This is a genomic window from Lentzea alba, from assembly GCF_011067745.1.
GTDB lineage: Bacteria > Actinomycetota > Actinomycetes > Mycobacteriales > Pseudonocardiaceae > Lentzea > Lentzea alba.
In genome coordinates this window covers 243,009-268,460 of record NZ_JAAMPJ010000002.1, presented here as the reverse complement: position 1 = coordinate 268,460, position 25,452 = coordinate 243,009, and the positions used below count along the sequence as shown (strand labels likewise).

General features: G+C 68.2%; 24 protein-coding genes, 1 tRNA gene and 1 riboswitch. Of the genes, 16 read left to right on the top strand and 9 right to left on the bottom strand.

Features of this window, described 5'->3' with window-relative positions:
- Positions 1-56 precede the first annotated feature (56 nt).
- The 8 genes from sepX to G7043_RS09520 all read left to right on the top strand — a co-directional run bounded on the left by sepX (position 57) and on the right by G7043_RS09520 (position 5,070).
- Positions 57-782 carry a divisome protein SepX/GlpR gene (gene sepX / locus G7043_RS09555; RefSeq protein WP_166045225.1) on the top strand — a complete coding sequence of 242 codons (726 nt, stop codon included), beginning with the start codon at positions 57-59 and terminating at the stop codon, positions 780-782.
- A 58-nt stretch (positions 783-840) separates the two neighbouring features.
- A tRNA-Ala gene (locus G7043_RS09550) sits at positions 841-913 on the top strand.
- Positions 914-1,184: 271 nt separating this feature from the next.
- Positions 1,185-1,652, top strand: coding sequence for a MarR family winged helix-turn-helix transcriptional regulator (locus G7043_RS09545; RefSeq protein ID WP_166045224.1), 468 nt, complete (start codon positions 1,185-1,187; stop codon positions 1,650-1,652).
- 182 nt (positions 1,653-1,834) lie between these two features.
- The gene (locus G7043_RS09540; RefSeq protein ID WP_166045223.1) at positions 1,835-2,332 is read left to right on the top strand and encodes a SigE family RNA polymerase sigma factor; all 498 of its coding nucleotides are present in this window, start codon (positions 1,835-1,837) and stop codon (positions 2,330-2,332) included.
- Positions 2,329-3,096 (top strand): hypothetical protein, encoded by a 768-nt coding sequence (locus tag G7043_RS09535; protein WP_166045222.1) that lies wholly within the window; start codon positions 2,329-2,331, stop codon positions 3,094-3,096. The genes G7043_RS09540 and G7043_RS09535 overlap by 4 nt, the downstream gene beginning before the upstream one ends.
- Before the next feature lie 135 nt (positions 3,097-3,231).
- Positions 3,232-3,963: a hypothetical protein gene (locus tag G7043_RS09530; RefSeq protein WP_166045221.1), complete on the top strand. Its 732-nt coding sequence runs from the start codon at positions 3,232-3,234 to the stop codon at positions 3,961-3,963.
- Between the two features lie 92 nt (positions 3,964-4,055).
- Complete coding sequence (locus tag G7043_RS09525) at positions 4,056-4,436, top strand: cupin domain-containing protein (RefSeq protein WP_166045220.1); 381 nt, start codon at positions 4,056-4,058, stop codon at positions 4,434-4,436.
- 79 nt (positions 4,437-4,515) lie between these two features.
- Positions 4,516-5,070 (top strand): hypothetical protein, encoded by a 555-nt coding sequence (locus tag G7043_RS09520; RefSeq protein WP_166045219.1) that lies wholly within the window; start codon positions 4,516-4,518, stop codon positions 5,068-5,070.
- On the opposite strand, the gene G7043_RS09515 is transcribed toward G7043_RS09520, so the two are convergent.
- The 3 genes from G7043_RS09515 to G7043_RS09505 all read right to left on the bottom strand — a co-directional run bounded on the left by G7043_RS09515 (position 5,058) and on the right by G7043_RS09505 (position 8,492).
- Positions 5,058-7,028 carry a hypothetical protein gene (locus G7043_RS09515; RefSeq protein WP_166045218.1) on the bottom strand — a complete coding sequence of 657 codons (1,971 nt, stop codon included), beginning with the start codon at positions 7,026-7,028 and terminating at the stop codon, positions 5,058-5,060. The genes G7043_RS09520 and G7043_RS09515 overlap by 13 nt on opposite strands.
- Complete coding sequence (locus G7043_RS09510) at positions 7,025-7,750, bottom strand: hypothetical protein (RefSeq protein ID WP_166045217.1); 726 nt, start codon at positions 7,748-7,750, stop codon at positions 7,025-7,027. The genes G7043_RS09515 and G7043_RS09510 overlap by 4 nt, the downstream gene beginning before the upstream one ends.
- Before the next feature lie 82 nt (positions 7,751-7,832).
- Complete coding sequence (locus G7043_RS09505) at positions 7,833-8,492, bottom strand: Crp/Fnr family transcriptional regulator (RefSeq protein ID WP_242642155.1); 660 nt, start codon at positions 8,490-8,492, stop codon at positions 7,833-7,835.
- Positions 8,493-8,781: 289 nt separating this feature from the next.
- Here G7043_RS09505 and G7043_RS09500 point away from each other — a divergent pair, with 289 nt between their 5' ends.
- The gene (locus G7043_RS09500) at positions 8,782-10,755 is read left to right on the top strand and encodes a serine/threonine-protein kinase (protein ID WP_166045215.1); all 1,974 of its coding nucleotides are present in this window, start codon (positions 8,782-8,784) and stop codon (positions 10,753-10,755) included.
- A gap of 141 nt (positions 10,756-10,896) precedes the next feature.
- Here G7043_RS09500 and G7043_RS09495 read toward each other — a convergent pair whose 3' ends face one another.
- On the bottom strand, positions 10,897-11,496 hold the full coding sequence (locus G7043_RS09495; RefSeq protein WP_166044997.1) for a hypothetical protein: 600 nt from the start codon (positions 11,494-11,496) through the stop codon (positions 10,897-10,899).
- A 64-nt stretch (positions 11,497-11,560) separates the two neighbouring features.
- Here G7043_RS09495 and G7043_RS09490 point away from each other — a divergent pair, with 64 nt between their 5' ends.
- Both G7043_RS09490 and G7043_RS09485 read left to right on the top strand, forming a co-directional pair.
- Positions 11,561-12,082 (top strand): RNA polymerase sigma factor, encoded by a 522-nt coding sequence (locus tag G7043_RS09490; RefSeq protein WP_207310913.1) that lies wholly within the window; start codon positions 11,561-11,563, stop codon positions 12,080-12,082.
- On the top strand, positions 12,072-12,731 hold the full coding sequence (locus G7043_RS09485; RefSeq protein WP_166045213.1) for a hypothetical protein: 660 nt from the start codon (positions 12,072-12,074) through the stop codon (positions 12,729-12,731). Before G7043_RS09490 ends, G7043_RS09485 begins: the two co-directional genes overlap by 11 nt.
- On the opposite strand, the gene G7043_RS09480 is transcribed toward G7043_RS09485, so the two are convergent.
- Together G7043_RS09480 and G7043_RS48170 are read right to left on the bottom strand one after the other, a co-directional pair.
- The gene (locus tag G7043_RS09480; protein WP_166045212.1) at positions 12,728-14,845 is read right to left on the bottom strand and encodes an acyltransferase family protein; all 2,118 of its coding nucleotides are present in this window, start codon (positions 14,843-14,845) and stop codon (positions 12,728-12,730) included. The two genes, G7043_RS09485 and G7043_RS09480, sit on opposite strands and share 4 nt — an antisense overlap.
- Positions 14,846-14,934: 89 nt before the next feature.
- Positions 14,935-16,497, bottom strand: a complete 1,563-nt coding sequence (locus tag G7043_RS48170) for a dolichyl-phosphate-mannose--protein mannosyltransferase (protein ID WP_242642081.1) — start codon at positions 16,495-16,497, stop codon at positions 14,935-14,937.
- On the opposite strand from G7043_RS48170, the gene rsmI reads away from it, so the two are divergent.
- Positions 16,498-17,343 carry a 16S rRNA (cytidine(1402)-2'-O)-methyltransferase gene (gene rsmI / locus G7043_RS48165; protein ID WP_313887771.1) on the top strand — a complete coding sequence of 282 codons (846 nt, stop codon included), beginning with the start codon at positions 16,498-16,500 and terminating at the stop codon, positions 17,341-17,343. It abuts the gene before it with no gap.
- 68 nt (positions 17,344-17,411) lie between these two features.
- Here the strand turns inward: rsmI and G7043_RS09465 are convergent, their stop codons facing one another.
- The 3 genes from G7043_RS09465 to G7043_RS09455 are packed head-to-tail and all read right to left on the bottom strand — an operon-like array spanning position 17,412 to position 19,675.
- The gene (locus tag G7043_RS09465) at positions 17,412-18,140 is read right to left on the bottom strand and encodes an ABC transporter permease (protein WP_166045209.1); all 729 of its coding nucleotides are present in this window, start codon (positions 18,138-18,140) and stop codon (positions 17,412-17,414) included.
- Positions 18,130-19,062, bottom strand: a complete 933-nt coding sequence (locus G7043_RS09460; protein WP_166045208.1) for an ATP-binding cassette domain-containing protein — start codon at positions 19,060-19,062, stop codon at positions 18,130-18,132. The genes G7043_RS09465 and G7043_RS09460 overlap by 11 nt, the downstream gene beginning before the upstream one ends.
- 58 nt (positions 19,063-19,120) lie before the next feature.
- Positions 19,121-19,675, bottom strand: a complete 555-nt coding sequence (locus G7043_RS09455) for a PadR family transcriptional regulator (RefSeq protein WP_166045207.1) — start codon at positions 19,673-19,675, stop codon at positions 19,121-19,123.
- A gap of 54 nt (positions 19,676-19,729) precedes the next feature.
- Here G7043_RS09455 and metG point away from each other — a divergent pair, with 54 nt between their 5' ends.
- The 4 genes from metG (at position 19,730) to rsmA (ending at position 25,064) form a co-directional block, all read left to right on the top strand.
- On the top strand, positions 19,730-21,520 hold the full coding sequence (gene metG, locus G7043_RS09450; RefSeq protein ID WP_166045206.1) for a methionine--tRNA ligase: 1,791 nt from the start codon (positions 19,730-19,732) through the stop codon (positions 21,518-21,520).
- Complete coding sequence (locus G7043_RS09445; protein WP_166045205.1) at positions 21,517-22,341, top strand: TatD family hydrolase; 825 nt, start codon at positions 21,517-21,519, stop codon at positions 22,339-22,341. The genes metG and G7043_RS09445 overlap by 4 nt, the downstream gene beginning before the upstream one ends.
- A 302-nt stretch (positions 22,342-22,643) precedes the next feature.
- Positions 22,644-24,053, top strand: a complete 1,410-nt coding sequence (locus G7043_RS09440) for a resuscitation-promoting factor (protein WP_242642080.1) — start codon at positions 22,644-22,646, stop codon at positions 24,051-24,053.
- Positions 24,054-24,233: 180 nt separating this feature from the next.
- A complete protein-coding gene (gene rsmA, locus G7043_RS09435; protein ID WP_242642153.1) occupies positions 24,234-25,064 on the top strand; it encodes a 16S rRNA (adenine(1518)-N(6)/adenine(1519)-N(6))-dimethyltransferase RsmA in 831 nt (276 codons plus the stop codon).
- A gap of 88 nt (positions 25,065-25,152) precedes the next feature.
- Positions 25,153-25,246, top strand: a riboswitch (SAM riboswitch).
- Positions 25,247-25,452: the final 206 nt, after the last annotated feature.

Here is a 25,452-nt window from a genome sequence, read left to right as displayed (position 1 = left end):
TGTTGTGACTAGCGTGGTGACAGCACCACGCGTGGGCCGGGGGAGGTGAACGGGGAATGCCGAGTTCGCTGATCATCGTTGCGCTGGTCGTGGCGTGGCTGGTGGTCCTCGTCCCCATGATGGCCCGCAAGCGCCAGGAGAGTGCGCGCAGCGTGGGGGAGGAGTACGACGCCATGCCCGACGCCGAGTACGACGACATCCACGACATCGACGACGACTACTTCGACGAGGAGGAGTACGTCGAACGCCCGTTCCGGCGGGGCCGTGGCGGCTACGACCCGGAGAGCGCGGCCCTGGTCGCGCAGGCCAAGTACGCGTTCCGCCGCAGAGTCGTGGCGTTCCTGCTGGTCGCCGCCGTGGCCTCGGGAATCGTCGCGGGCGTGTTCTACGCGAAGCTCTGGTACGGCCACGCCGCACTGGACCTCCTGCTCGTGGGCTACCTGACCTACCTGCGCCGGCAGGTGCGGATAGAGGAGGAGATCCGCGCGCGCCGGCTCGCCCGCCTGCAGCAGGTGCGCCGCCGCCGTGCGACGGGCCCGCAGCCGCAGCAGGCCGAACAAGCCCCGGTCGTTCCGGCTCAGCCGACCACCTCGCCCGTCGAGATGGCGGAGACCACCGAGGTCGAGGTGGTCGACGACAGGCCGGCGCTGCCACCGTTGCCGCGCTACGAGCACCACGTGCGACCGGGCACCATTCCGGTCGATTCCGACGACGAGGACCCGGTCTTCGTCGAGTTAGAGGGACTGGAGTCGCTGCGGTACCGAGGTGCTGTCGGGGCGTAGGTGGGGGTGGTGAAAACACCCCTCCAGCCCCTGCTATAGTTCTCTCGTAACACCGCAAGGGGCTGTAGCACAGTTGGTAGCGCGTCTCGTTCGCATCGAGAAGGTCAGGGGTTCGATTCCCCTCAGCTCCATTTAGTGCCTCGGGCCGAGGAGTGTCTGCAGAAAGCGCAGACCTCCTCGGCCCGAAGTGTTTTCTGGGGGCCGAGCCCCAAACCCCACGCCGAGGGCAAGCCCCCGGACCCCCGTAGGTCGACCGGCAGGTCGGGGTTCTCATGCGGTGGCTCCAGGTCCACAAAGGACTGCGTGCATTCAGGACGCTGCCCGGTCGGGTTCTCTTGACCTCGACCTTGGTTGAGCTTCTACGGTCTCCTGGTCAGTGATCTTTCACCGGAGGCGGCTCATATGACCAGGCAGCACCTTTCCGACGCCGAACTCGCGGTCCAGCCCGCCGCGTACTGGACCGGAGTGGCCTACGAGGCTCTCATCGCGTTCACTCGGACTCAGCAGGCCGAGCTCGGCTTCACCCAGCCTCAGTACTGGCTGCTGCGCAACCTGTCGGAGAACGACATCTCACCCGACGGCCAGGGGATGACGATCCCCGAGCTCCAGCGGGCGATGAGCACTTACCTCAGAGCCGAGGACGACCTGGAGGCGGAGGCGGAAGTCCTGCTGGAACGAGGCTGGCTCACCCGTGATGACGAGGGACGGCTGTGGATCACCGATGCGGGAGATGAAGCCCGTGCGGACCTCAAGAAGCACGCCCCGGCGATCCGCGAACGCATCCACGAGGGCATCGACGACGCCGACTACGTGGTTGCCCTGAAGGTGCTCCAGCAGATGATTCGCAACACGGGCGGTCCGGTGGTCTGAGCGCTTGGCCGGGTCAGGCCCACCGCACGAAAGGCCGTCCACATTGAGTGGACGGCCTTTTCTTTCGCAGGTGAGGCAGCCGGGGTGCGGCGTGGAGACTCTCCACAGATGTTGGGAGACCGGATGCAACGTCTGGGGTCACTTCTTCATTAGGGGTGCGAAATCGAGTAGACGATCGGGAGTTGCCGGTGGAGTTCACTGAGTACGTGGCAAGGCAGCGTCCCGCGCTGATGCGGTTCGCCACGGTCCTGACCTGCCAGACGTGGCTGGCCGAGGACCTGGTGAGCGACGTGTTGGGCAGGGCGTTCGAACGCTGGGAACGGATCTCGGGGATGGCCGAGCCGAACGCCTACGTGCGGCGGATGGTCGTCAACGAGTTCCTGTCCTGGCGCAGAAGGCTGACCCGCACGTCCCCACGAGCCGAGGTCGAGCCGGTGGTGATCTCCGACGGCACGGACGAGTGGGCCGAGCGGGACGCGATGATCCGCCGCCTCGCCGGTCTGCCCAGGAAGCAGCGGGCGGCCGTGGTCCTGCGCTACTACGCGGGCCTGTCCGACAGGGAGATCGCCGCACAGCTGGGGTGCCGGGAACCGACCGTGCGCAGTCAGATCCATCGAGCGCTCAACGCTCTGCGCATCGACCTCACCGCCAGCGCCCCCAACTTTCAGGAGACCTCATGAGTGACCTGCGCACCCTCCACGACGCCTTCGCCGAGTTGGATCGGCGCGCCGACGCCGCGACCGCGGGCACGGCCGCGGACATGGCCCCGGTCGTGCGGCCGCGGCGGGCCGTGCGGCTGGTACCCGTCGCGGCCACCGTCGTCGCGGTGGCGGCCCTGGTCGCGAGTGCGGTGTGGCTCGGGCCGGGCGGCTCCGGCACGCCCGCTGCCAGCCCGCCGGCCAACTCCCCGTCGACCACGCAGAGCTCGGTCCCCATCTCGCCGGATGACCTGATCGCCCGGTTCAGGGTGGTGCTCGGCGACACCGCGACGTTCGAGGTGACCGACAAGTGGTCCGTGCCGAAGCCTTCCCCGTCCAAGCAATCGGGGGAATCCGTGACAAAGTTGGAAGGCCCGGGTATCGGCGCGATGGTCGCCGGGACTCTTACCTCCGCGGGCATCACCGGAAGCTGGCTCCTGACTGTGCACCCCAGTGAGTCCGAGCCCGGCGAGTGGTGCGACCGTGGCCGCCCGATGGTCTGTGATGTCAGCACCCTGCCCGACGGCTCCCGGCTGGCGACCGGGACCCTGCAGCCGGATGTCGGCGCGGTGGCGTACATGGCGTGCGTCAAGCGGCCCGACGGGACGATGATCCTCTTGAAGGTCAGCAACCAGGAGGACCCCAGCGGTACCGTGACCTTCGCGCCGGGCGGTCGAATCCTCTCGCCGCAGTCGCCGCTGACCCTCGACCAGCTGAAGGCGATCGTCACCTCCGACAAGTGGTGACGAGGTTCGTGATGGCCGGCCACCTCGGTGGCCGGCCAGCAGCCACGCACCGTCCGAAGTGGACTTTGCGGCGAGTGTGTGGAGATGCTGTGAAACACCTTCGGGTTCTGCCGCGCTGCCGGATACCGTGTGCGCGTGAGAAACAATGGGGGATTGAAGGCGGTAGTCGTCGTGGCCGCGGCACTCGCCGCCGTCAGCTGCACGCCCGCGGAACAGCAGGCCGTGCAGGAGAAGCACTTCGACGTCACGGGCTGGGGAAAGCTGAAGCCCGGCATGTCCAAGCAGGACGCACTCGCCACCGGTGAGCTCGCCGCCACGGGCGCGGGCAAGTCCGGGACGTGCGAGGACTACCGCTACCAGGGCGCGCCGGCGCCGGACGCCGCGCAGCTCGCCGCGGACATCGAGGCGGAGAAGCAGTACGAGGCCGCGCAGAAGGCCGCGGACGAGGCCGACGCCGCTGTCGGGCCCGCGCCGGGAGCGAACGCCAGTGCCGAGGAATACGCCACCCACGCGGAGAAGCTCGCCAACGCGGCTCAGGTGGGGGCCAAGGCGACTCAGCTGATCGCGGAGTCCACGGAGCGCATCGCCAAGCGGGCCGAGGCCCGTGAGGCCAACGGCGGGGTGCTGTTCGCCGGGGACAAGATCCGGATGATCGTGCCGCCGCCGGGTGCCACCGCGGCCAAGGGCGTGGGCAAGGGTGCGACGGTCGACCAGGTCAAGGCGGCCTACCCGACGCTCGCGCAGCGGGACGACAAGACCTACGACGTGCCGGTGCCCGACCAGCAGGGCACGGTGCTGAGCTTCCACTTCACCGACGGGAAGCTCGTGACGTTCCTGCTGTTCAACGCCGAGAACAAGTGCAGCTGAGCTGAGCCGACTGGGCCGTCCACCGTAATGTGGGCGGCCCGTTCGGCTATACAACGGCTGTAAGCCCGTTCGGCTCCCGAAAGGCTGTGCCCATGAGCGACGCGCCGCAGGACAAAGTCACGGTCCTGTCCGCTGAGGCCCTCGCCCAGCTGAAGTCGTTCCCGCTGCACGGCGACGAACGACTGCAGAACAAGCTGCTGTGGAAGTCCCCCAACGGCGACACGATCGTCGGCCTGATCCAGATGGCACCGGGTGCACGCGATGTCGGGCACAACCACCCGTCGGCGACGCAGCACACGTGGGTCATCAACGGCACGGTGAGCATCGGTGGCTTCGAGGCTGGCGCGGGCTCTTACGCGTTCGTGCCGCCGGGCGTCGACCACGAGACCGTCGCGGGCGATGAACCGGTCACGATGTTCTACATCTACCAGCCGTTCGCGCCCAAGCACGACCGCGACCACCACGACCACTGACGACCTGGCGTTTCGCCCTCACCCATCTGTGGGGTGAAGTTCGGTGAGGAACGCGGCGACCGCAAATAGCTTTTCTCGCATGAGATCAGTGGTCGCCGCGTTATTACTCGTGGCCGTCACCTCCGGAGGAGCAGCGGCGTCGACCGAGGCTCCTGCCGCGAGGTGCGCGGCCGCCCGCCCCGTCGTCTCCACCACGGAAACAGCTGTCGAAGCGCGCGTTCTCACCGGCTGCACGGCCGGTGAGCTCGTCGTCTTCCGCGCCGCCTTCGTCGCCCGCGCCCACGGCACCTCCTGCACCGCGATCTCCGCGGAACTGGAAGCAGACCCCGCCACCGTCCCGCAGTGGATCCGCGCCCGCCTGGAACTGGCCTGCGCACCCGGCGAGAAGGGCCTGCTCGGCTCGCGGATCACCGTCGAGATGCACGGCTCCAAGGACGCCCGCGTCGCCACCTACGGCTTCGGCGACTCCTTCACCGAGGCCAACCCGTCCGCGCGGCACCTCTGGACCGTGGAGTTCCTCGCCGGGCTCGGTGAGCTGCCGGTGGCGGTGGATCCGGCCGTCAGGGCGTCGAGCGGGTCGGCGGGGGAGGGCAGCTCGCGGGCGGAGGCGGAGCACGGCATCTACGACGGCTGAACCCGTCTGGCGACCCGGAAGATCCGGCGGATGGCCGACCGCATGTACGGATACCGGCGACACAGTCGCCGCACCGCCGCACGTCGTCGCCACCAGCCGAGCTCCGGGCTGACCAGCTGGGCGAACCACACGAGTTCGGTGGCGTCGTCGTCGTCCCAGGTTGCCGTTTTCGCCCTGTCCGCCATGCGCCGGAGCACGTACGGGCCGAACATGTCGTCGTTCAGCACGTGATCGAGCAGGATCTGCACCGCGTTCGGATGCTGAGCGTTGAGCACGACGGACAGGGCGCGGGACTGCTTGTAGAACCCGATCACCCACAGGGCGAGTCCGATCGCGACCCTCGGCAGTCCGGTCCTGCGGTACTTCGGCGATGTCCAGGACACAACGGTGTCCAGCGCCACCTGCTGGGTGCTCTCGTCCAGGAGCAGCGGAAGCACACCTGCCACAACGGCGTTCTGCGGTGTGTACTTCTTCGACTTCCCGATCTTGGTGAACATGTCGAGCACCGCGTGTGGCGGTCGATGCGGTGCCGGGGTCGAGTAGACCCTCGCGACGGTCCACAACGGATACGCGTAGCCGTCCTCCACCCACTGGTGCATCGCCTGTTCGGCGGGCCCCCGCATCCGGGCGTTCTCGGTGAGACGCACCAGCGTCGCGACGGCGATCGTGCGGCGGCCGACGGCCGTTTGGGAGGCGAGGTGTTCCACGAGTGCAAGAGGTTCACGCGCGGGAACGGTCGTCACGATCGCGTAGATCGCTCTGGTGACCGCGTCGCGCGCTTCCTCGGAGGTGTCGTCGCACATCCAGTTGCGGAGGATTTCCCTCGCCGCCGGGTACTGCTGCCACATGTACGTGAAGACGGCGGTGGCCCAGTCCTGCCGCTGGAACCGGATCGTCTCCTCGGTCTGGCCGACGATCGTCGGGTGTTTGCGGATCTCCGTGGCCGCTGCGATGTCGTGCAACAACTTGATCTTCGGCTGTTCCAGGACTCCCCGCGGCCGGAGGTTCTTGTCGATCGGCAGCGCCGCCGCGCGGATCCGCTCGTCCAGGATCCAGCCGCGGCTCAGCACGTGCTCGTACGGGTGGTTCTCCAGCAACGCCACCGCGAACGAGTAGGCGTGTCCCCGGACGTCGAGCTTCTCGAACCAGTGGGCGACGGCGTCCGTGGCCTCCTCCTGCAGCTTGTCGAGGGCCTCGGTCACCGTGAGCTGGTTCTTGTGCACCTCCACGGCGAGGCGCGCGGCGAACACCGCCTTGTCCGGCGAAGCACCCTCCAGCGCCGGCGCCAGATCGGCTTTGACCACCTGCAGCATGGCCTCGTCCACGTCCTCAAGGCGTCGGAGCGCGGCCTGCGCCACCTCGACGGGCGGGGGCGCTTCCAGCGTGTACGAGTGCCGCGCGGCGGTCACGGGCGTCTGCTCGCGATGGTCGAGAAGAACGACGAGCAGGCAGCGGGCCTGCCGCATGACGTTCAGGCCCTGCTCGAAAGCCCAGTCGGTGATCGGCCGGTCGTTCGTGCCGCCGAGGTCCAGCAGGTAGGCCGTGCCTTCGTCCAGCTCGTCGGGTTGCAGGTGATCGAGCGGCCGGGCGCGGTTCAGGTAGACGAACGTCGTCAGGCCGGATTCGTACGTGAGCAGCCGACGTGCGGCGTGCGTCCGACCGGTGCCCTTCCCGCACAGGACGACCGCGTTGTTCGCCTGCAGTGCGGCGCGCGCGGACGCGAAGCCGCCTGGCGTCACGAAGAGCTCCTGCGCGTCCAGGACCTCCTCCGGTGAGGCGTACCGGGCGCGCAGTTCGGTTTCCGGCTTGGCCTTCGAGTTGCCGTAGTAGTTGACATCGCCGTTGACGTCTCCGGTCTGCACGCCGCTCATGTCGCCTTGTGCGACGTTGAGCAGGTACCGAGGCTCGTCCGGAGAGAGCGGTGCCGTCTCCGCGGGTTTCTCCTGGATCTCGCTCATCGCCGGCGACCCCCGTGGAAGTTCAGGTCGCCGCCCACGTTCCCGGCTTGGACACCGCTCATGGCGCCGTACGCGATGTTCTGGTTGCGTGCAGCGGGTTCTGGCGCGCTCGCGGCACCGACGAACCCGGCCAGGCTGCGCGGGTCGAAGCCCGGCACGCGAACCCACGCGTCGTGCCGGTACTCCTTGTGCGCCACGGGCAAGGACGCGAAGTCACCGCGCCGCGCCACCTGCGTGTGGTCGCCGCTGAACGCCGTGTCCAGGGCCTCGGACGAGACGATCAACGCGGTGGTCGCGGTCTCTTCTGCACCCTCGTCCTTACAGCGTTTCAGCAGGTCCTTGAACTCCGGTGCGTCCAGCAGGCGGGTGTGCGTGATGCGGGCTCGGTGGAAGCCGTCGTCGCCGACCGGGCCGACGTGCACGGCCACGCGCAGCCGCACTTCCGGTTTGCTCCACCGGTTGTGGTCGATGGTGAGCTGGTCGAGCCGCACGGCCGCGTCGAGGACCGCGCCGAGTTGTCCGCTCGGCAGCACCATCAGGACCCCGTCGCCCGGCGACTCGACGGAGAGCACGTGGTCCGGCTCGACTCCGCTCTGCTCCAGTGCGGAGTCGACCAGCTTCGAGATCGTTCCCGGGACTGCGTTCATCAGGTAGGCGGGCAGGCGGGCCGAGCCGATGACGTCGACGCCGAGCAACGCGCGGTGCTGCGGAACGGGATTCACTCGCTGCCTCCATCTTCGCGGGAACAGCGAGTGTGGTGGCAGGGGCGGGTGCGCTCTCCCGGAAACCAGGGGCAAGAAGTGGTCAGTTCATGCCATCCGCGGTGGCAATGAAATGGCCAAGAAGATCAGGGGCCGGCAGCCGGTAGCAGAGGCGGCTGGTGTGCAGCAGGCCGCGATCGCGCAGCGCGTGCAGGAACGGTTCGATCGTCTTCACCGACATCGCCACGGCGTGCGCCAGGTCCTGTTGGCTCACGCCGCGCAGTTCGAGACCGCGGTCGTTCTCCGTGCCGAACTCGCGTGCCCACGACAGCAGGCACATGGCGACCCGAGCGGCGCCTGTGCGCGTTTGCCGCAGTTGGTTGTCGTCGGCGTTGCGCTGTCGTTTGCGCCAGGTCTCGTCGACCAGCCTCCGGACGTCCGGGTCGCCGTCGCGCAGGGCGAGGAAGTGGCTGCCCGCGACGTGCCACGCCGCGCCGGTGACGAGTGCGATCACGTGAGCGCTGCGGCGGGCGCCGCTGGTCACGCCGATCTCGCCGAGCAGATCGCCCGGGCCGTACAGGCCGGTGATGGGATCGCGGGCCGCGCCGGTCGGCAGCACGACCTTGACCAGGCCCGACTCGAGCAACAGCACCTCGTCGCTCGGTGTGCCCGCGGTGATCAGGTGTTCGCCGCGGTGGAACGGGCGTGGCCTCCTGCCGGCGCGCAACGCGGCGCGTCCGCGGTTGGCCGACAAGTCGTCCATCACGCGCTGACCAGCAGGGCAACGATCCTCATGGACCTACACCCTGGCAGAGCTGATCACGCTCCGACCAGGGCCTGCGAGGCCGATGCGCGACGGTGGTCAACGGGGCGGGGTTCCGCCGCGTTGTAGAGGGTGACAGCACCCCGGATTACTGCGAACGCGTGATAGTCAGAGGTACAACGCAGTGATCGTGCAAGAGGTTGCTGTGGCGTCAACCGCAGACCAATTACGCACCGTAGGCTGTCGGGACGCCTAGGCTGGGGGTGATCGCGGAAGGGGTGGTGTGGGCGTGGGGCTCGCGGAGTCCTTGCTCACGTGGCTGCACGGCTTCGTGGGCGCGAGTGTCTGCCCCGGTGACTGGGTGTGGACCACCACAGCGCTCGGCGCGGTGCTCGGGTTGTTCCCCACGATCGGGGCGCTGCTGTCCATCGCGGTGCGCCGGGTCGTCGGCAACTCCTACGGCGCGGTGACGGGCGCGATCTTCGCCGTGCTCGGCGTGGCCAGCTGTCTGGTGCTGCCGTGGCTGATCATGCGCGGGACCGTGCAGGGGCTGCAGAAACGGTCGATCCCCGGTTCCGGCTCGCTCGACGACGTCACCTGCTTCGGCCAGCTGCGGCAGGGCGACTACCTGGTGGACAGCACGCCGTCGATCCTCAGCGTGGTCCAGCGGCCGGGTCAGTCGATCGTCTTCCTGGTCGCCGCCGCCATCACCGTGGTGCTGGCGCTGCTGTGCCTGCTGTTCGTGATGCTGCAGTCGGGCTCGGCGTTCCGGCTCGGGCCCAACTGGCCGCGCCGCGTGTTCTGGCCGCCGTTCCTGGTGCTGCTCGCAGCCACGTCGGCACTGCCCGTGACGCTCGTGGGTCATGTACTCCTCGGGTTTCTACCGATTGCGATAATCGGCTCAATCGTCGTGCGGATTTTCGGGTTGACTACCGCCATGCTCAACCGCCCCGGCCGCGACCGGTCCCAGGACCGGAACTCGCAGAACCCGCCGCCACCGCAGCCGGTGGCGCGCACGCCGCAGCAGCCCCAGGTGCCGCAGAACCCCCAGAAGAAGGCGCCGACCAAGCCGATCACGGCGGGCCAGCACCAGCCCCCACCGCATCAGCCGTCGCAGCACCAGCCGACGCAGAACCCGCCGCCGTACCAGCCGGCGCAGGTGCCGAAGTACCAGCCGGCGCCGATGAACCGGCCGATGCGCCCGGTGAACCAGCCGCCGCCTCCGCCTCCCGGCCAGTACCCGCCGACCCGCGTCGCCGAGGTCCTGCCGCAGCCCAAGCCGCCGCAGCCGTCCCAGCCTGCCGTCCTCGCCGACACGCCGGGCCCGCTGCCGTTCGGACCTGGTGCCGCGAACGCCGACGCGCCCGCGCCAGTGCAGAAGTCGGGCAAGGTCTGGAACCCCGGCAACGGCCGGTTCCGCCGCGTCCGCCAGCTCGGCGCCGGTGGTTTCGGCACGGTCTGGCTGGCCGTCGACGAGCAGCTCGACCGCACGGTGGCGGTGAAGCTCGCGCACGCCCCGGACAACGAGACCGAGGCGCGCATGCTCCGCGAGGCCCGCGCGCTGGCCGCGGTCCGGCACCCCAACTGCGTGCGGGTGTTCGACATCGTCCAGGACCCGGACGGCCTGGCCCTGGTCATGGAGTACATCGAGGGCGCCTCGCTGTCCGAGACGGTCCTGAAGAACGGCCTGATCGACGACAAGCTCGCCGCCCGCCTGTGGCTGAACATGGCCGACGCGCTGGCGGCGGCGCACGACCGCGGTGTCCTGCACCGCGACGTGAAGCCGTCCAACGTGATCGTCGACGACCAGGGCACCGCGCACCTGATCGACTTCGGCATCGCCCGCTCCAAGGGCGACAGCACCCTCACGGCCACCGGCATGATGGTCGGCACCCCGGACTTCCTCGCACCGGAAACGGCCCGCGGCGAAACGGCGTCCCCGGCGTCCGACTCCTGGCAGCTGGCCGCGACGGTCTCCTACGCGCTGACCGGCCACCCGCCGCGCGGCTCGCGGGAGAACCCGATCTCCTCGCTGATGGCCGCCGCGCAGGGCGAACCGATCACCAAGCTGCCGCAGAACAGCGCGCACGCCAGGCTGCTGCTCGCGGCGATGGACCCGGAACCGGGCCGCCGTCCGACGCTCGCCCAGGTGCGCGGCCAGCTGTCGCAGTTCCTCGACCAGCAGGGCATGAGCAAGGAAGGCCCGGTCACCCGGTTCATCAGCAAGCCGACGCCGCCACCCACGAAACACATGCCGATGTAGGCGAACCGGGTGAACGTTCGGCCCGGCCGTAACGGTGATTCACCGTTCCACGACCTAAGCCGTGGTTCACCCGGAAGCTTCGGCATCTCACGGATGCCCTACGAAGGGTGGTGAGGCGGTTTCCGCCGATCGCCTCACCACTCACCTTCGCGCGAACGGCCGCAACCTCTTGCGCAGCACCAGGAACAGTCCGGCCGCGCCCATCACCACGAGCCCGACGAGCCACACCGGCGCCGGCCTGGACTCGGGTTCGGGTTCGGCAGGCACCACCGCTGCCGCCGGTTCAGGTACGGCAGCGGGCGTCGCGACGGGTGGCGCGATCTCCTGCCACGGGCCCTCGACCTCGCCCTGGACCCTCTGCGGGTCCGGCGGCTTGATCAGGAACGTGCCCGGCACCGTCAGCGAGCCCAGCGAGTGGTCCGGGAACAACCCCTGCACGCCGAAGACCTCGTACGACCCGGCGGGCAGGCTGAACGTCACGGCGTAGTGCGCGGCCTGGCCGAGCGGGACACCGACGAACACCCGCTCGTCGGAACCGGAGCGGAACCGCAGCCCCGTCTTGCCGAGATCGTCCCCGGCGTACGGATGAGTGCCGTGTTGCAGCACCCAGTAGCCGACGGTGTGGGTGACGGACGGCTGGACCGACGGCACCGGGTCCAGGTACGTGACCGCCCAGGCCCCCGCAATCGCGGAAGGCGCGCTGATCAGCAGGAACGCGCACATCAAGGCGAGAATTCTCATGACGCGAATACACCGGGAACCGAGGCGAGGTTCCCGGTGTAGGAAGGGCATCACGGACGAAGCGGTGGCACGGGCGATCGCAGGTGACCAGGCGGCCTACGGCGAGCTGGTCGCCCGGTACACCGCGCTCGCGCACCGGACTGCCTACCTGCTCGGGGCGGGTGCGGACGCCGGTGACGTGGTGCAGGAGGCGTTCGTGAAGGCGTACCGGAAGCTCGGCACGTTCAGGTCGGACGCCGACTTCAAGCCGTGGCTGCTCAAGATCGTCGCCAACGAGACCAAGAACCTGCACCGCAGCCGGCGGCGCCGCAACCTGATGGAGCTCAAGCTCGCCTCCGTCACCGAGACCGTCGACCACGACGACCCGGGCACCCTGGTGGACGGCTCCCGCGCCCAGCTCCTGAAGGCCCTCCAGAACCTCCCGGAGCACGACCGCCAGGTCGTCACGTGCCGGTACCTGCTGGACCTGAGCGAGGCCGAGACCGCGCAGACCCTCAACCTCGCCAAGGGAACCGTGAAGTCGCGGCTGTCCCGCGCACTGGCCAAGCTGCGCCCGATGCTGGAGGAGGTGGCCCATGATCGATGACCAGACCGAGGCCGCCCTCCGCGATCTCGGGCGGAAGATCCACGTGCCGGAACCGCCCGATCTCAGCGCGAGCGTGCTGACCCGGATCAACGCCCCGCGCCGCAGGAACCGTTGGCTCACCGCACTGGTAGCGGCGATCACGGCCTTCGCGATCGCCTTCGCGGTGTCGCCGGCGGTCCGAGCGGGCGTCCAGAACCTCCTGGAGTTCGCCGGCGTCGAGTTCCACACCGAGGCGCCGAAGAGCATCGCGCCTCCGTTGCCCAGCCAGGAGGTCTCGCTCGACGAAGCGAAGAAGCAGATGCCGTTCGAGATCCACCTGCCGCGGGAACTCGGCACTCCGGACCGGATCACCGTCCACGAAGGACGGTTCGTCACGCTGCACTACGGCAACCTGAGGCTCGACCAGTTCGACGGCACCATCGGCTCGACGGTAGGCAAGCTCGTCCACGGCGAGGGCGTCGAGCAGATCAACGACAGGATCTGGATCCCGTATCCGCACCCGTTCTTCTACATCGACCGCAACGGCCAGTGGCACACCGAGAAACCGCAAGGCGCCGGACAAACCCTGATCTGGCAACGAGATCAGGTCACCATGAGGCTTGAGGGCGAGCTGACCAAGGAGCGCGCCCTCGAAATCAGCGAAAGCTAGCCGATCTCCGCCGCGATCATCGGCTTCAGGGAGCGGCTGTACTCCTTGTTCAGGTGGTCCCGGTCGAAGTAGACGGCGACGCCCCCGATCACCGCGTAACACAGCTGCTCGTCGCAGAAGTACTTGGTGAAGTCGATCAACTTCACGCCGGGGTTCTTCGTCGATCTGGTGGCCTCGGCCAGCGGATCGGCCGGTTGGGCCTCGGATCGCGGGAGGGCGCAGTCCTGCGGGGTCTGTGGGCTCTCCGGCACGCATTCGGTCGAGCGGATGTCCCCGTTCAACGGCGGGTCGGCGAACACGAACACCCGTGCGCCCGCATCGGTCCACTTGCGCCACTTCGGGTCCAGACCCTGGAGGTACTGCTCGGCCTGGCTGCGGCCGCTGCCGTCGTTGACCGCCTCCTTGCGGGAGAAGAACGACATGAACACCATCGACGGCCTGTCGGCCGCGATCACGTCGGTCATCCGCGGCGTCCAGGAGGTGCAGCGCTCGATCACCGCCGCGGTGTCCTTGCCGCGGTAGCCGACCAGCGCGACGTCCGCGAACGGGCATCCGCCGAGGGTGCTGACGGTGAGCTTCCACTTCTTCTCGCGCGCGAGGTCGAGCATCGGGGGGATCCAGTGCTCGGCGTGCGAGTCGCCGACCAGCCACACCTTCGGCGCTGAAGCGTCGCCGCCGCTGTAGTCGCAGATGGTCGTCGTCTTGCGGTCAGCGGCCTTGTACTCGTCTTCGAGCGACTTGCACTCCGGGGGGAACAGCCAGAACTCGTTCGCCGGACCCATGATGGTCTCGTGGGCCGGGCCGAACGGCGCGGCGCAGTTGTTGGCGGGGACCATGGCACCGGCGCCATGACACTTGTCGGTCGACGTTGCGGCTGCCCTCTGCTCAGCCTCCGCGGCCTGCCGGTGGTAGCTCCACTGCAGCCCGCCGGCGAGCACCTCGACGAGCGCGAGGCCGACGATCATCGCCCCGAACGTGCGGATGGTGCTGCGGCTCAGCCGCGGCCAGGTCCTGGCGCGGTCCTCGACGTACATCTTCGTCAGCCACGCGAGCGCGAACGACACCCCGACCAGCCAGAACCGCCACGGCGTGGTGAGCGCGCCCTTGTCCAGCGCGCCGCTCAACGCGAACGGCGCCAGCACGACGATCGGCCAGTGCCACAGGTAGAGCGAGTAGCTGATGTTGCCCACGAACTGCACGGGCGCGGAGGCCGTCACGGCCGTGTGCCACTGACGGTCGGGGCGCATACCCGAGATGATCACCAGAGCGGTGCCGACGGTGGGCACCAGCGCGAGGTATCCGGGGAACGGCGTGGTGTGGCCGTAGACGAACGCGGACACCAGGATCATCGCGAAGCCGATGCCCGCGGCCACCTCGGCGCCGATCCGCGGCAGCACGAGCTTCGAGGCGGCCAGTGCGACGACGGCGCCGATCGCGAACTCCCACACCCGCACCGGGGTGATGAAGTACGCCTCGCTCGGCGAAACGATCGTGTAGTAGACGCTGAACGCCAGCGACAGCACGCCGAGCACCACGACGCCGGGCAGCAGGAACCGCCGGCCGCCGAACTTGACCAGGCCGATCAGCAGCAGCGGCCAGAACAGGTAGAACTGCTCCTCGACCGACAGCGACCAGTAGTGCTGGACCAGGCTCGCGGCCTCGGTCTGCGCCGAGTAGTTCACCGACTTCGCGGCGAGCAGCCAGTTCTCCCAGTAGAACGCGGCGGCGAAGGCCTCCCACGCGTTCGTCGTCCACCGCGGGTACGGCAGCAGGAACCACGCCAGCACGATGCTCACGACCAGCACCAGGAACGCCGCGGGCAGCAGCCGGCGAACGCGCCGCGCGTAGAACGTGCCGAGTCGCACCTTGCCGGTGCGGACGAGCTCGCGGTCGAGGTGCGAGGTGATCAGGAAGCCGGAGATGACGAAGAAGACGTCGACGCCGACGTAGCCCCCGGTCATCACGTTCGGCCAGAAGTGGTTGACCACCACGGCCAGCACGGCGATCGCCCGCAGCGCCTGCACGTCCGTCCGGAAGCCGGCGGACGAGGGCTTGCGACCTGTGCCAGGCCCGCGTTCGTCCTGCTCCGGGCGTGACTGCATGGTGGTGGTCATACGGCTGTGGATCCCCCTTTTCGCAGGAGGATGTTAACTGATCGTCGCTGGTGGGAAAGGCCTTGCGGGCTTTCCCCGCGAGATCCGGGTCACCGCCAGCTGGGCAGCCAGAGCTGCTGCTGCCACATCTCCGGCGTGATCGGATTGCCGTTCAAGATCGGCCACAGCCACACGAAGTTCGCCACCACGATGCCGACGTACAGCGACACGACCAGCAGCCCCGTGCCGCGCCGTTCGGAGCCCGCGGTCCGCCGGCCCAGGATCTCGCCCAGCGCCAGCACGATCATCAGCACCAGGAACGGCGCCATCGGCGTGACGTAGAAGAAGTACATCTGCCGGTCGAGGTTGAGGAACCACGGCAGCAGGCCCGCCGCGTACGCGACCAGGACGCCGGCGTAGCGCCAGTCCATCCGGCCGACCGAACGCCAGACCGCCCAGCCGATCACCGGGAACGCGAGCCACCACATCGCGGGCGTGCCGATGAGCATGATCGCGCCGAGGCACGACGCCGCACCGCAGCCCGTGACGGCGTTGTCGTAGTAGTAGAGCATCGGACGCAGGCCCATCGGCCACGTCCACGGCTTCGACTCCCACGGGTGCCGGTTGGTCTCCGAGGTGACCAGCTCGACGTGGAACTTGTAGACGTTCTTCGCGTTGTACCAAAGCGACTGCAGGACGTCCGGGATGTACGCGATGTCCTTGACCTTGCCGCCGACGACATGCCGGTCGATGCCGGTCTCGCTGGCCATCCACGGGAACCAGGTCGCGATGTACACCAGGACCGGGATCGCGACCAGCCCGCCGAGCGAGGGCAGCACGTCCTTCGCGAGCGCGCCGAGCCACGGCTCCTCGACCCCGGCCGCCCGCCGCGCCAGTGCGCTCCAGATGACCGTCAGCAGGCCGAACGCGCCGATGTACCAGATGCCCGACCACTTGATGCCGCACGCCATGCCGAGCATCACGCCCGCACCGAAGCGCCACCAGCGGAAGCCCAGCCACGGCCCGAACGCCGAGTTGTTGATGAAACCCTCGCGCACGGCCACGGCGAGGCGCGCGCGCACCTGTTCGCGGTCGACGACCAGACAACCGAACGCGGCGACGACGAACAGCGCCAGGAAGATGTCGAGCATGCCCATCCGCGACTGGACGTGCGAGACGCCGTCCGCGATGAGCAGCACGCCGGCCAGCGCGCCCAGCAGGTCGGACCGGGTCAGCCGACGCGCGATCCGGACGATCAGCAGGATCGTGATCGCACCCGCGAGCGCGGACGCGAACCGCCAGCCGAGGCCGTCGTAGCCGAAGAGCTCCTGGCCGATCGCCATCAGCTGCTTCGCGAGCGGCGGGTGGACGATCAGCTCGTAGCCGGGGTTGTCCTCGTAACCGCCGTTGCGGAGCACTTGTGCCGTCTGCGGCACGTAGTGCTTCTCGTCGAAGATCGGCGTGCCCTTGTCCGTCGGATACCCGAGGTTCCAGAACCGGACGAAGGCGCCGACGAGCGTCACGACGATCGTGACGAGCCACCCGCGCATGCGGTCTCCGGACGGAGGCGGGTCGAGCGCCGCCGCACGATCCGTGCGTGGCTCCTCGACGACGACGGGCGCCTCTCCTGGCTGCACGAGGACTGTCACGCCGCCGATCGTAGGGTGAACCATGTGAGTCCTGTATCCGGTTCAGGCCGTCTGGTCCTGGCAGCCACCCCTCTCGGGGACATCCGCGACGCCTCCGCCCGCCTGATCGAGGCGCTGGAGACAGCCGACGTGATCGCCGCCGAGGACACCCGCCGGCTGCACAGCCTCGCGAACGCGTTGCAGGTCAAGCCGTCCGGCCGGGTGATCAGCTTCTACGACCAGAACGAGATCGGGCGGCTGCCGGGGCTGCTGGAATCGCTGCGAAATGGCGAGACCGTGCTGCTCGTGACGGACGCAGGGATGCCCTCCGTGTCGGATCCCGGATATCGGCTCGTGGCCGCGTGTGTCGAGCAGGACCTCCAGGTGACCTGCCTGCCCGGTCCGTCCGCCGTGACGACCGCGCTCGCCGTGTCGGGCCTGCCGAGCGACAGGTTCGCGTTCGACGGCTTCCCGCCGCGCAAGTCCGGTGAACGGAAGCGCTGGTTCGCGCCTTTGGCCGCGGAACAGCGCACCGTCGTCTTCTTCGAGGCACCTCACCGGCTCGCGGACACGCTCGCGGACGCGGTCGAGGTGCTCGGGCCGGACCGCAGCGCCGCCGTGTGCCGCGAGCTGACCAAGAAGTACGAAGAGGTCGTGCGCGGAACGTTGGCGGAGCTCGCCGAGTGGGCCGTGGAGGGCGCACGCGGCGAGATCACCGTTGTGCTCGGCCCTGCGCCCATCGCGGACACGCCGGACCTGGAAACCCTGGTCGCCGAGGTCAAGCAACGCGTAGCTGACGGCGAACGCATGAAGTCGGCCGCCGCCGAGGTCGCGGACGCGGCCGGCATCAGCAAAAAGACCCTCTACGACGCCGCGATCAAATCCTCCTGACCGCGCTGTTTTCGGGAACGCGGGGGCCCCGCGTTCCCCGGAAGGAAACGCGGGGCCCCCGCGTTCCCTCAAGCAGACTCGCGGTGGAAGGTGCGGACGCCGTAGAAGACGCCGACGAGTACCAGGGCAGATGCCGAGGTCAGGCCTAGCAGGATCGAACCGGTGTTGAAGATTGAGCGTTCGGCGTCGACGACGTGCGCCAGCGGGTTGATCCGCGACAGCCAGTAGAGCCACTGCGGGCCGTTCGACATCGGCAGCAGCACGCCGGACAGCAGCATCACCGGCACGATCGTCGAGGACAGCACGGACGCGAAGACGTACTCCAGCTTCACCTTCAGCGCGATCGCGTACGACAACGCCCCGATGGCGACGCCCAGCAACGCCACCAGCCCGAGCCCGAGCAGGATCTCGCCCGGCGTGGCCCGGAACCCGAACAGCATCGCGGCCAGCATGATCAGCAGGCCCTGCACGACGAGCAGCACCACGTCCTTGCCGACCCTGCCGACGAGCAGCGCGATCCGGCTGACCGGGGTCACCCGCAGCCGTTCCATCACGCCCGTCCGCACCTCCGGCAGCAGCGAGAAGCCCGCGTAGGCCGTGCCGAACAACGCCATCTGCACCAGCAGCCCCGGCACGAACCACTGCCAGCCGGTGTCGCCGAGCAGCGGGCCGAAGAGGCCGAGGTAGAGCAACGGCTGGGCGAGCCCGAACACGATCGCCACGGGGTTGCGCAGGACCGGGAGCATCACGCGGACGAAGACGAGCCAGGTGTCACGCAACAGTGTTTTAGAAAGCATTTGCTGGCTCCCGGAGAGAGCGGCCGGTCATGGTGAGGAACACGTCGTCCAACGTGGGCCGGTGGACCTGCACCGAGTGCAGTTCGACGCCGAGGTTGTCGAGGTCGCGGAGCAGGCCGGGCAGCGCGCGGTCGCCGTTCGGGATGCGGAAGCTGACCTTCTCTCCCTCGACCACGGCGTTCTCGAACTTGCCCGCCACCAGCGCGGCCTGCAGGGTGCCGAGCACGACCAGGTCGCCGGAGACGTTGTTCTTGAGTTCGTCCGGTGAGCCCTCGCCCACGATCGAGCCGTGGTCGATCACCAGCAGCCGGTCGCTGAGGAAGTCGGCCTCGTCCAGGTAGTGCGTGGTCAGGAAGACCGTGGTGCCATCCGCCTTGAGCTGCTTGACGTGGTCCCACAGGTTGCGGCGGCTCTGCGGGTCGAGCGCGGTCGACGGTTCGTCGAGGAACAGCAGCCGCGGGTCGTGCAGCATGCCCATCGCGATGTCGAGCCGGCGCTGCTGGCCGCCCGACAGCGTGATCACGCCGCGTTTCTCCAGGCCCTGGAGGTCGAACCGGTCGAGCAGGTCGGCGACCTTCCTGCGGGCGTCGTGCTTGGACAGGCCGTAGAAGCGGGCCTGGAACTCCAGCTCCTCGGCGACGCGCTGGTCGGCGCCCGCGCCGTTCTTCTGCCCGACGTACCCGATGTTGCGGCGCACTCCCGCCGGGTCGGTGAGCAGGTCGTGCCCGGCGATGACCGCCTCGCCCGCCGTCGGCTGCAGCAGCGTGGTGAGCATGCGCAACGTCGTGGACTTGCCGGCGCCGTTCGGGCCCAGGAACCCGACGAGCTCCCCCTCGGTGACGTCGATGTCGACCCCGCATACCGCGTCCACGGGACCTGACTTCGTCGCGAACCGGCGCGCGAGGCCGCGTGCCTTGATCATGACTGAATCCCCTCTAATCAAATTTGACTAGAGGCTAGCGGGAGCTAATCAAGTTTGACTAGTCCTTCAGTTCGTAGGCACCGGCCTCTAGACGTTCGATCAGCTCCTGAGTCCAGCGCACCTGGCCTTCGAGGTGGACGAGCCACAGTCGAAAGAGCTCGCTGACGTGCGCGGGCTTGCCCATCTCCGGCATCGAGTCGATGCCGTGCCGGGTGGGCGTGAGCTGCCCTTCGAGGCCCGCCAGCCGGTTCTTCAGCAGCACGACCGCCTGCTTGCGGGGGACGAGGTTGAGCATCGCGATGCCCGCGGAGACCTCGTCGTTGCCGGCGGAGGCGTCGGCCAGCGCGTGCGCGAGCAGGTCCTGCAGCTCGTGCTCACCGGCGGCGGTGATCTTGTAGGTGGTGCGGGCGGGGCCCTCGTCGGACTCGGCGGTGCCGACCGGCTCCAGCAGTCCGTCCTTGGCCAGCGACTTCAGCGCGTGGTAGATCGAGCCCGGTTGCACGTTCGCCCAGGCGTCCGCGGACCACGACTTGAGCTCGCGCCGCACCACGTAACCGTGTGCCTCGCCGACGAGCTTGACCACGCCGAGCACCAGCATCCTGGTCGCGGACAAACCGACCTCCCACTCGGTGAAAACACCCTGGCACCGCCTCCGTAGGCTATGTGCATGAGTGCCTCCGTACTGACCGCGGTGGCCTGGCCTTACGCCAACGGCCCCAGGCACATCGGTCACGTCTCCGGTTTCGGTGTCCCTTCCGACGTGTTCTCCCGCTACATGCGCATGTCGGGGAACCGGGTGCTCATGGTCAGCGGCACGGACGAGCACGGCACACCCATCCAGGTGCAGGCCGAGAAGGAAGGGCTCACGGCTCGTGAGCTCGCCGACAAGTACAACCGTGTGATCGCGTCTGACCTGCAGGGCCTCGGCCTCTCCTACGACCTCTTCACCCGCACCACCACCGGCAACCACTACCAGGTGGTGCAGGACCTGTTCTCCGCGCTGTGGAAGAACGGCTACGTCGTCCCCAAGACGGAGATGGGCGCCATCAGCCCGTCGACCGGCCGGACGCTGCCCGACCGCTTCATCGAGGGCACCTGCCCGATCTGCGGGTACGACGGCGCGCGCGGTGACCAGTGCGACAACTGCGGCAACCAGCTCGACCCGATCGACCTGAAGAACCCGCGCTCGCGGATCAACGGCGAGACGCCGAAGTTCATCGAGACCGAGCACCTGTTCCTCGACCTGCCCGCGTTCATCGAGTCGCTGGGCAGCTGGATGGGTACGCGCACCGAGTGGCGTCCCAACGTGCTCAAGTTCTCGCAGAACCTGATCAAGGACCTGCGGCCGCGCGCGATCACCCGTGACCTCGACTGGGGTGTGCCCATCCCGCTCGACGGGTGGAGCGACCAGCCGATGAAGCGGTTCTACGTCTGGTTCGACGCGGTCATCGGCTACTTGAGCGCGTCCGTGGAGTGGGCCCGTCGTTCCGGCGACCCGGACGCCTGGCAGGAGTTCTGGACGGGTGACGCCCAGGGCTACTACTTCATGGGCAAGGACAACATCGTCTTCCACTCGTTGATCTGGCCGTCGCTGCTGCTCGGGCAGAACGGCGCGGGCGACAAGGGCGGCGAGCCCGGCCGGTTCGGCACGCTGAACCTGCCGACCGAGGTCGTGTCGTCGGAGTACCTGACGATGAGCGGCTCGAAGTTCTCGACGTCGCGCGGCACCGTGATCTACGTCGGCGACTTCCTGAAGGAGTTCGGGCCGGACGCGCTGCGGTACTTCATCTCCGTCGCGGGTCCCGAGAACCAGGACACCGACTTCACCTGGGAGGAGTTCGTCCGCCGGACGAACTTCGAGCTGGCGAACGAGTGGGGCAACCTGGTCAACCGCTCGGTCTCGATGGCGCACAAGAACATCGGCGCGATCCCGAAGGCCGTGGCTTTGACGCCCGCGGACCACGAGCTGCTCGCGCAGTCTCGCGCGGCGTTCGACACGGTCGGTGCGCACCTGCGCCGGTCGCGGTTCAAGCAGGCGTCGGGCGAGGCCATGCGCGTCATCTCGGCGGCGAACAAGTACCTGTCGGACCAGGAGCCGTGGAAGCTCAAGGACGACCCGGACCGCCGTGACTCGGTGCTGCACACCGCGCTGCAGGTGGTTCAGGACGCGAACACGCTGATGACGCCGTTCCTGCCGCACTCGGCACAGAAGGTGCACGAGGCGTTGGGCGGCACGGGCGTGTGGGCCGCACAGCCGTCGATGAACGAGGTCACCGACCTGGACGTGCCGGAGCGTTCGTACCCGGTGCTGACCGGTGACTACGCCGGTGAGCAGGCTCGCTGGGAGTCGACGCCGATCGAGGTCGGCCGGCCGCTGCAGAAGCCGTCGCCGCTGTTCTCGAAGCTGGAGAAGGAACTGGGCGACACCGGTCCCGAGTGGGCTCCGATCGTCAAGTGACGTCCGACAAGCGTGAACGACCGCCGGTGCCGGAAGCTCTTCCGGCACCGGTGATCGACGCTCACACGCATCTCGACGCGTGCGGGGCTGTCGACGCGGCTGACGTGGCGGTCCTGCTGGACCGTGCGGAGGCCGCCGGAGTCTCGCACGTGATCACCGTGGCCGACGACTTGAAGGCCGCGCGGTGGGCCGCCGAGGCGTCCACTTGGGACCCGCGGGTCTACGCGGCGGTGGCCGTGCACCCGACGCGCACCTCTTCGTTCGGGGACGCCGAGAAGGCCGAGCTGGAACGGCTCGCTGCCTTCGACCGCGTGGTGGCGATCGGCGAGACCGGTCTGGACTACTACTGGGACTACTCGCCGCCGGCCGCTCAGCACGAGGCTTTCCGTTGGCACATCGACCTTTCCAAGCGCGTCGGGAAGCCGTTGATGATCCACGACCGGGACGCGCACGAGGACATCCTCAAGATCCTCGACGCCGAGGGCGCACCGTCCACTGTGGTCTTCCACTGCTTCTCGGGCGACGCGGACTTCGCCCGGCGGTGCGTCGACGCGGGGTACGTGCTGTCGTTCGCGGGCCCGGTGACGTTCAAGAACGCCCGCGCGCTGCGGGAGGCGGCCCAGCTGGTCCCGCAAGATCAGTTTCTGGTCGAGACGGACGCGCCGTTCCTGACGCCTCATCCGTACCGGGGGCGGCCGAATGAACCATATTGTGTGAATTACACAGTTCGGGATTTGGCCACGCTCCGTGGCGAAGATCTTTCTGAACTCTGCTCCGCCGTCACCCGTACTGCTCAACGAGTGTTCGGGCTTGGCTACTGAAATGCGAACTAGAACGAACGGAGCACAGGGTTCCTACCCCCATGGGGTGACTGAGGTCACAACATCGGCGGGGGTGTTTGCGCAACGTCCGCGACCCCGTTACTGTCCCGTGACCGTGCCACCTGGACCGACCCAGTCGGTTGGGAGCACGCCCGCAGTCGGGGCGGGACCGAAGCCAGAAGCGCGAAGAAGCGAGACCACGTAGGAGGAGTTGCCGGGAACCTTCGAGCTCAACCCTCGAATGATCTTTGCAGCGCCAACTGTGCGGTGGCCTCGAGCTTCCGCAATGGAGGTATCGACCCTTGTCTGGAAGCGACAGAACTGCCGCTCCGTACGACTTCAACGACGACACCGACTGGTTCACGCCGGTCGGGGGTACCGCAGTCGGAGTCGCTGATCCCCACCCGAGCTTTCCCGCCGGTGCGCTGACCATCTCGCCCGCGGACGTGCTCGAGGTGCTCGGCCCGGACGCAGACGAACTGCTCGCCACCGCGAACGTCGACGTCGACGAGCTGATCCGGCTCATCAACGCCGAGACGACGATCATGCCGCCCCTCGTCCTCCCGTCGGAGGAAGAGGAGAAGAACGACCCAGAGCTGCTCGTCACGGCCGTCTCGTCCTGGAAGCGCCGCTTCCTCAAGGGCGCGGTCGCCGCGGTCCTCGTCTCCATCTCCGGTGGCGGCGTCACCGCCATGGCGATGGACAAGTCGCTGACCGTCGAGGTCGACGGCGCGCTGCAGACCGTCCACTCCTACGAGGGCACGGTCGGCGAGGTCCTGGCGGAGGAAGGCATCACCGTCGGTGAGCACGACGCCCTCTCGCCGTCCCTGAACGCTCCGGTCTCCGACGGCGGCAAGATCAGCCTCGACCGCGGCCGCCTGCTCAAGATGAGCGTCGACGGCCAGGCCCGCGAGGACTGGGTCCGCTCGGTCACCGTCGAAGAAGCCGCCAAGCAGATGGGCGTGCCGCTCGAAGGCGCCTGGATGTCGGCGCCGGGTTCCCAGGACGTGCCGCTGGAAGGCATGAACCTCGAGGTCAAGACCCGCAAGAACATCAAGCTGTTCGACGGCGCCAACCCGGTCCGCGAGCTCCAGACGACCGCGGTCACCGTCGACGAGCTCCTCAAGGGCGAGAACCTCACCCTCGGCCCCGAGGACGCCGTCACCACCGGCCTGGACGTGAAGCTCGCCACCGGCGCCGAGGTCTACATCTCCCGCACCGGCGTCACGGTCATCAACGTGAACGAGCCCGTGGCGCCGCCGGTCGAGAAGACCAACGACCCGAACATGAACGCGGGCCAGCAGACCGTCACCGACCCCGGCACGCCGGGCGAGCAGGTCTCGACCTACCGCGTGACCGTGAAGAACGGCAAGGAGATCAGCCGCGAGAAGATCGGCGGCAAGATCACCAAGGAGCCGAAGCCCAAGAAGATCACCGTGGGCACCAAGCCTCTGCCCGACAGCGAGGTCTGGGACCGTCTCGCCAAGTGCGAGGCAGGCGGCAACTGGGCCATCAACACGGGCAACGGCTACTACGGCGGCCTCCAGTTCTCGGCCAGCACCTGGGCCTCGAACGGCGGCACCATGTACGCCCAGCTCCCGCACCAGGCCACCCGCGAGCAGCAGATCGCCATCGCGACCAAGCTCCGCGACCGCTCCGGCGGCACCTACGGCGCGTGGCCGGGCTGCCGGGCCAAGCTCGGCCTGCCGTAAACCCGCACCGCGCTTTGGCTTTGGCCGCTCCTGGTTCGCCGGGGGCGGCCTTTGCCGCTTCCGGGGGAGTGGGTTGGCAGGAGCGCATGCCCCGGTGGGCAACAATCGGAACGCGACCAGCCCCGCAAGCCGCCCACCCCCGCCCTCCACCCACAAGCCTGCGAGAATGCCCCAGTGAGCCTGCTGGGACCCGTAGAAGTTCGCCGTCTAGCCGAAGAGCTGGACATCCGCCCGACCAAAAAACTGGGCCAGAACTTCGTCCACGACCCCAACACGGTCCGCAAGATCGTCACCGCCGCCGAACTGGACGAAAACGACATCGTCCTCGAGGTAGGCCCAGGCCTGGGCTCCCTGACCCTCGCCCTGCTCCCGAACGCCCAGCAGGTAGTGGCTGTCGAAATCGACCCACCCCTGGCCCAGAGGCTCCCGCAGACCGTCAGCGAGATGGACCCGGAGAACGCAGCCAAGCTCCACGTCGTCCTCAAAGACGCGATGAAGGTCACCCAAAAAGACCTGCCGGCCCAACCCACCGCGATCGTCGCGAACCTGCCGTACAACGTCGCGGTCCCGGTGGTGCTGCACCTGCTCAGCGAGCTCCCGACCCTCCAAAAAGGCCTCGTCATGGTTCAGGCCGAGGTCGCGGACCGGATGGCGGCCAAGCCCGGCAACAAGATCTACGGCGTGCCCAGCGTGAAGCTCGCCTGGTACGCGGAGGCCAAGAAGGCCGGCTCCATCGGCAAGAACGTGTTCTGGCCCGCGCCCAACGTCGACTCGGGCCTGGTCTGGTTTCAGCGTCACGAAAAGCCGCTGTCCACAGTGGACAGGAAACGCCTGTTCCAGATCGTCGACGCCGCGTTCGCGCAGCGAAGGAAGACGCTCCGCGCGGCGCTCAAGGGCTGGGCCGGCAGCGCCGAAAAGGTCGACGAGCTGCTCCAGAAGGCCGGGATCGATCCGCAGCAACGGGGCGAGCAGCTCAGCGTGATCGACTTCATCCGGATTGCCGAGGTCTAGGCCGGGGATCCTTCGGCCATCAGTGTGATCTGTCGAACGAATCGGAATCTGGCTTGCGCAACCGAACGTCCGTCCGGTTGACTGCTAAGTGCCATCCGGAGCGACTGAGAGACCTGGCTCTACGACGTCGCAGCAACCACCCGCTGGATGCGGGCAGGTGCTAACGCCAGGACCGATGGAGGATCACATGGGTACCACGCGAATGCTGACGCGCCGTCGAGTTGTCGACCAGTGCCGTCGCACCGCCTCTGCATGTCGTCGCCACCTCGTCTAAGGCGCCTTCTCAAAGTCCTTTGACGCGCACTCAGTCAACGAGTGGCGCACACACCTGAGCAGAACTCCGATCGCGCACCGCCCACGAGGCGTGTGTGCCGTCGCGCGCAGCCGT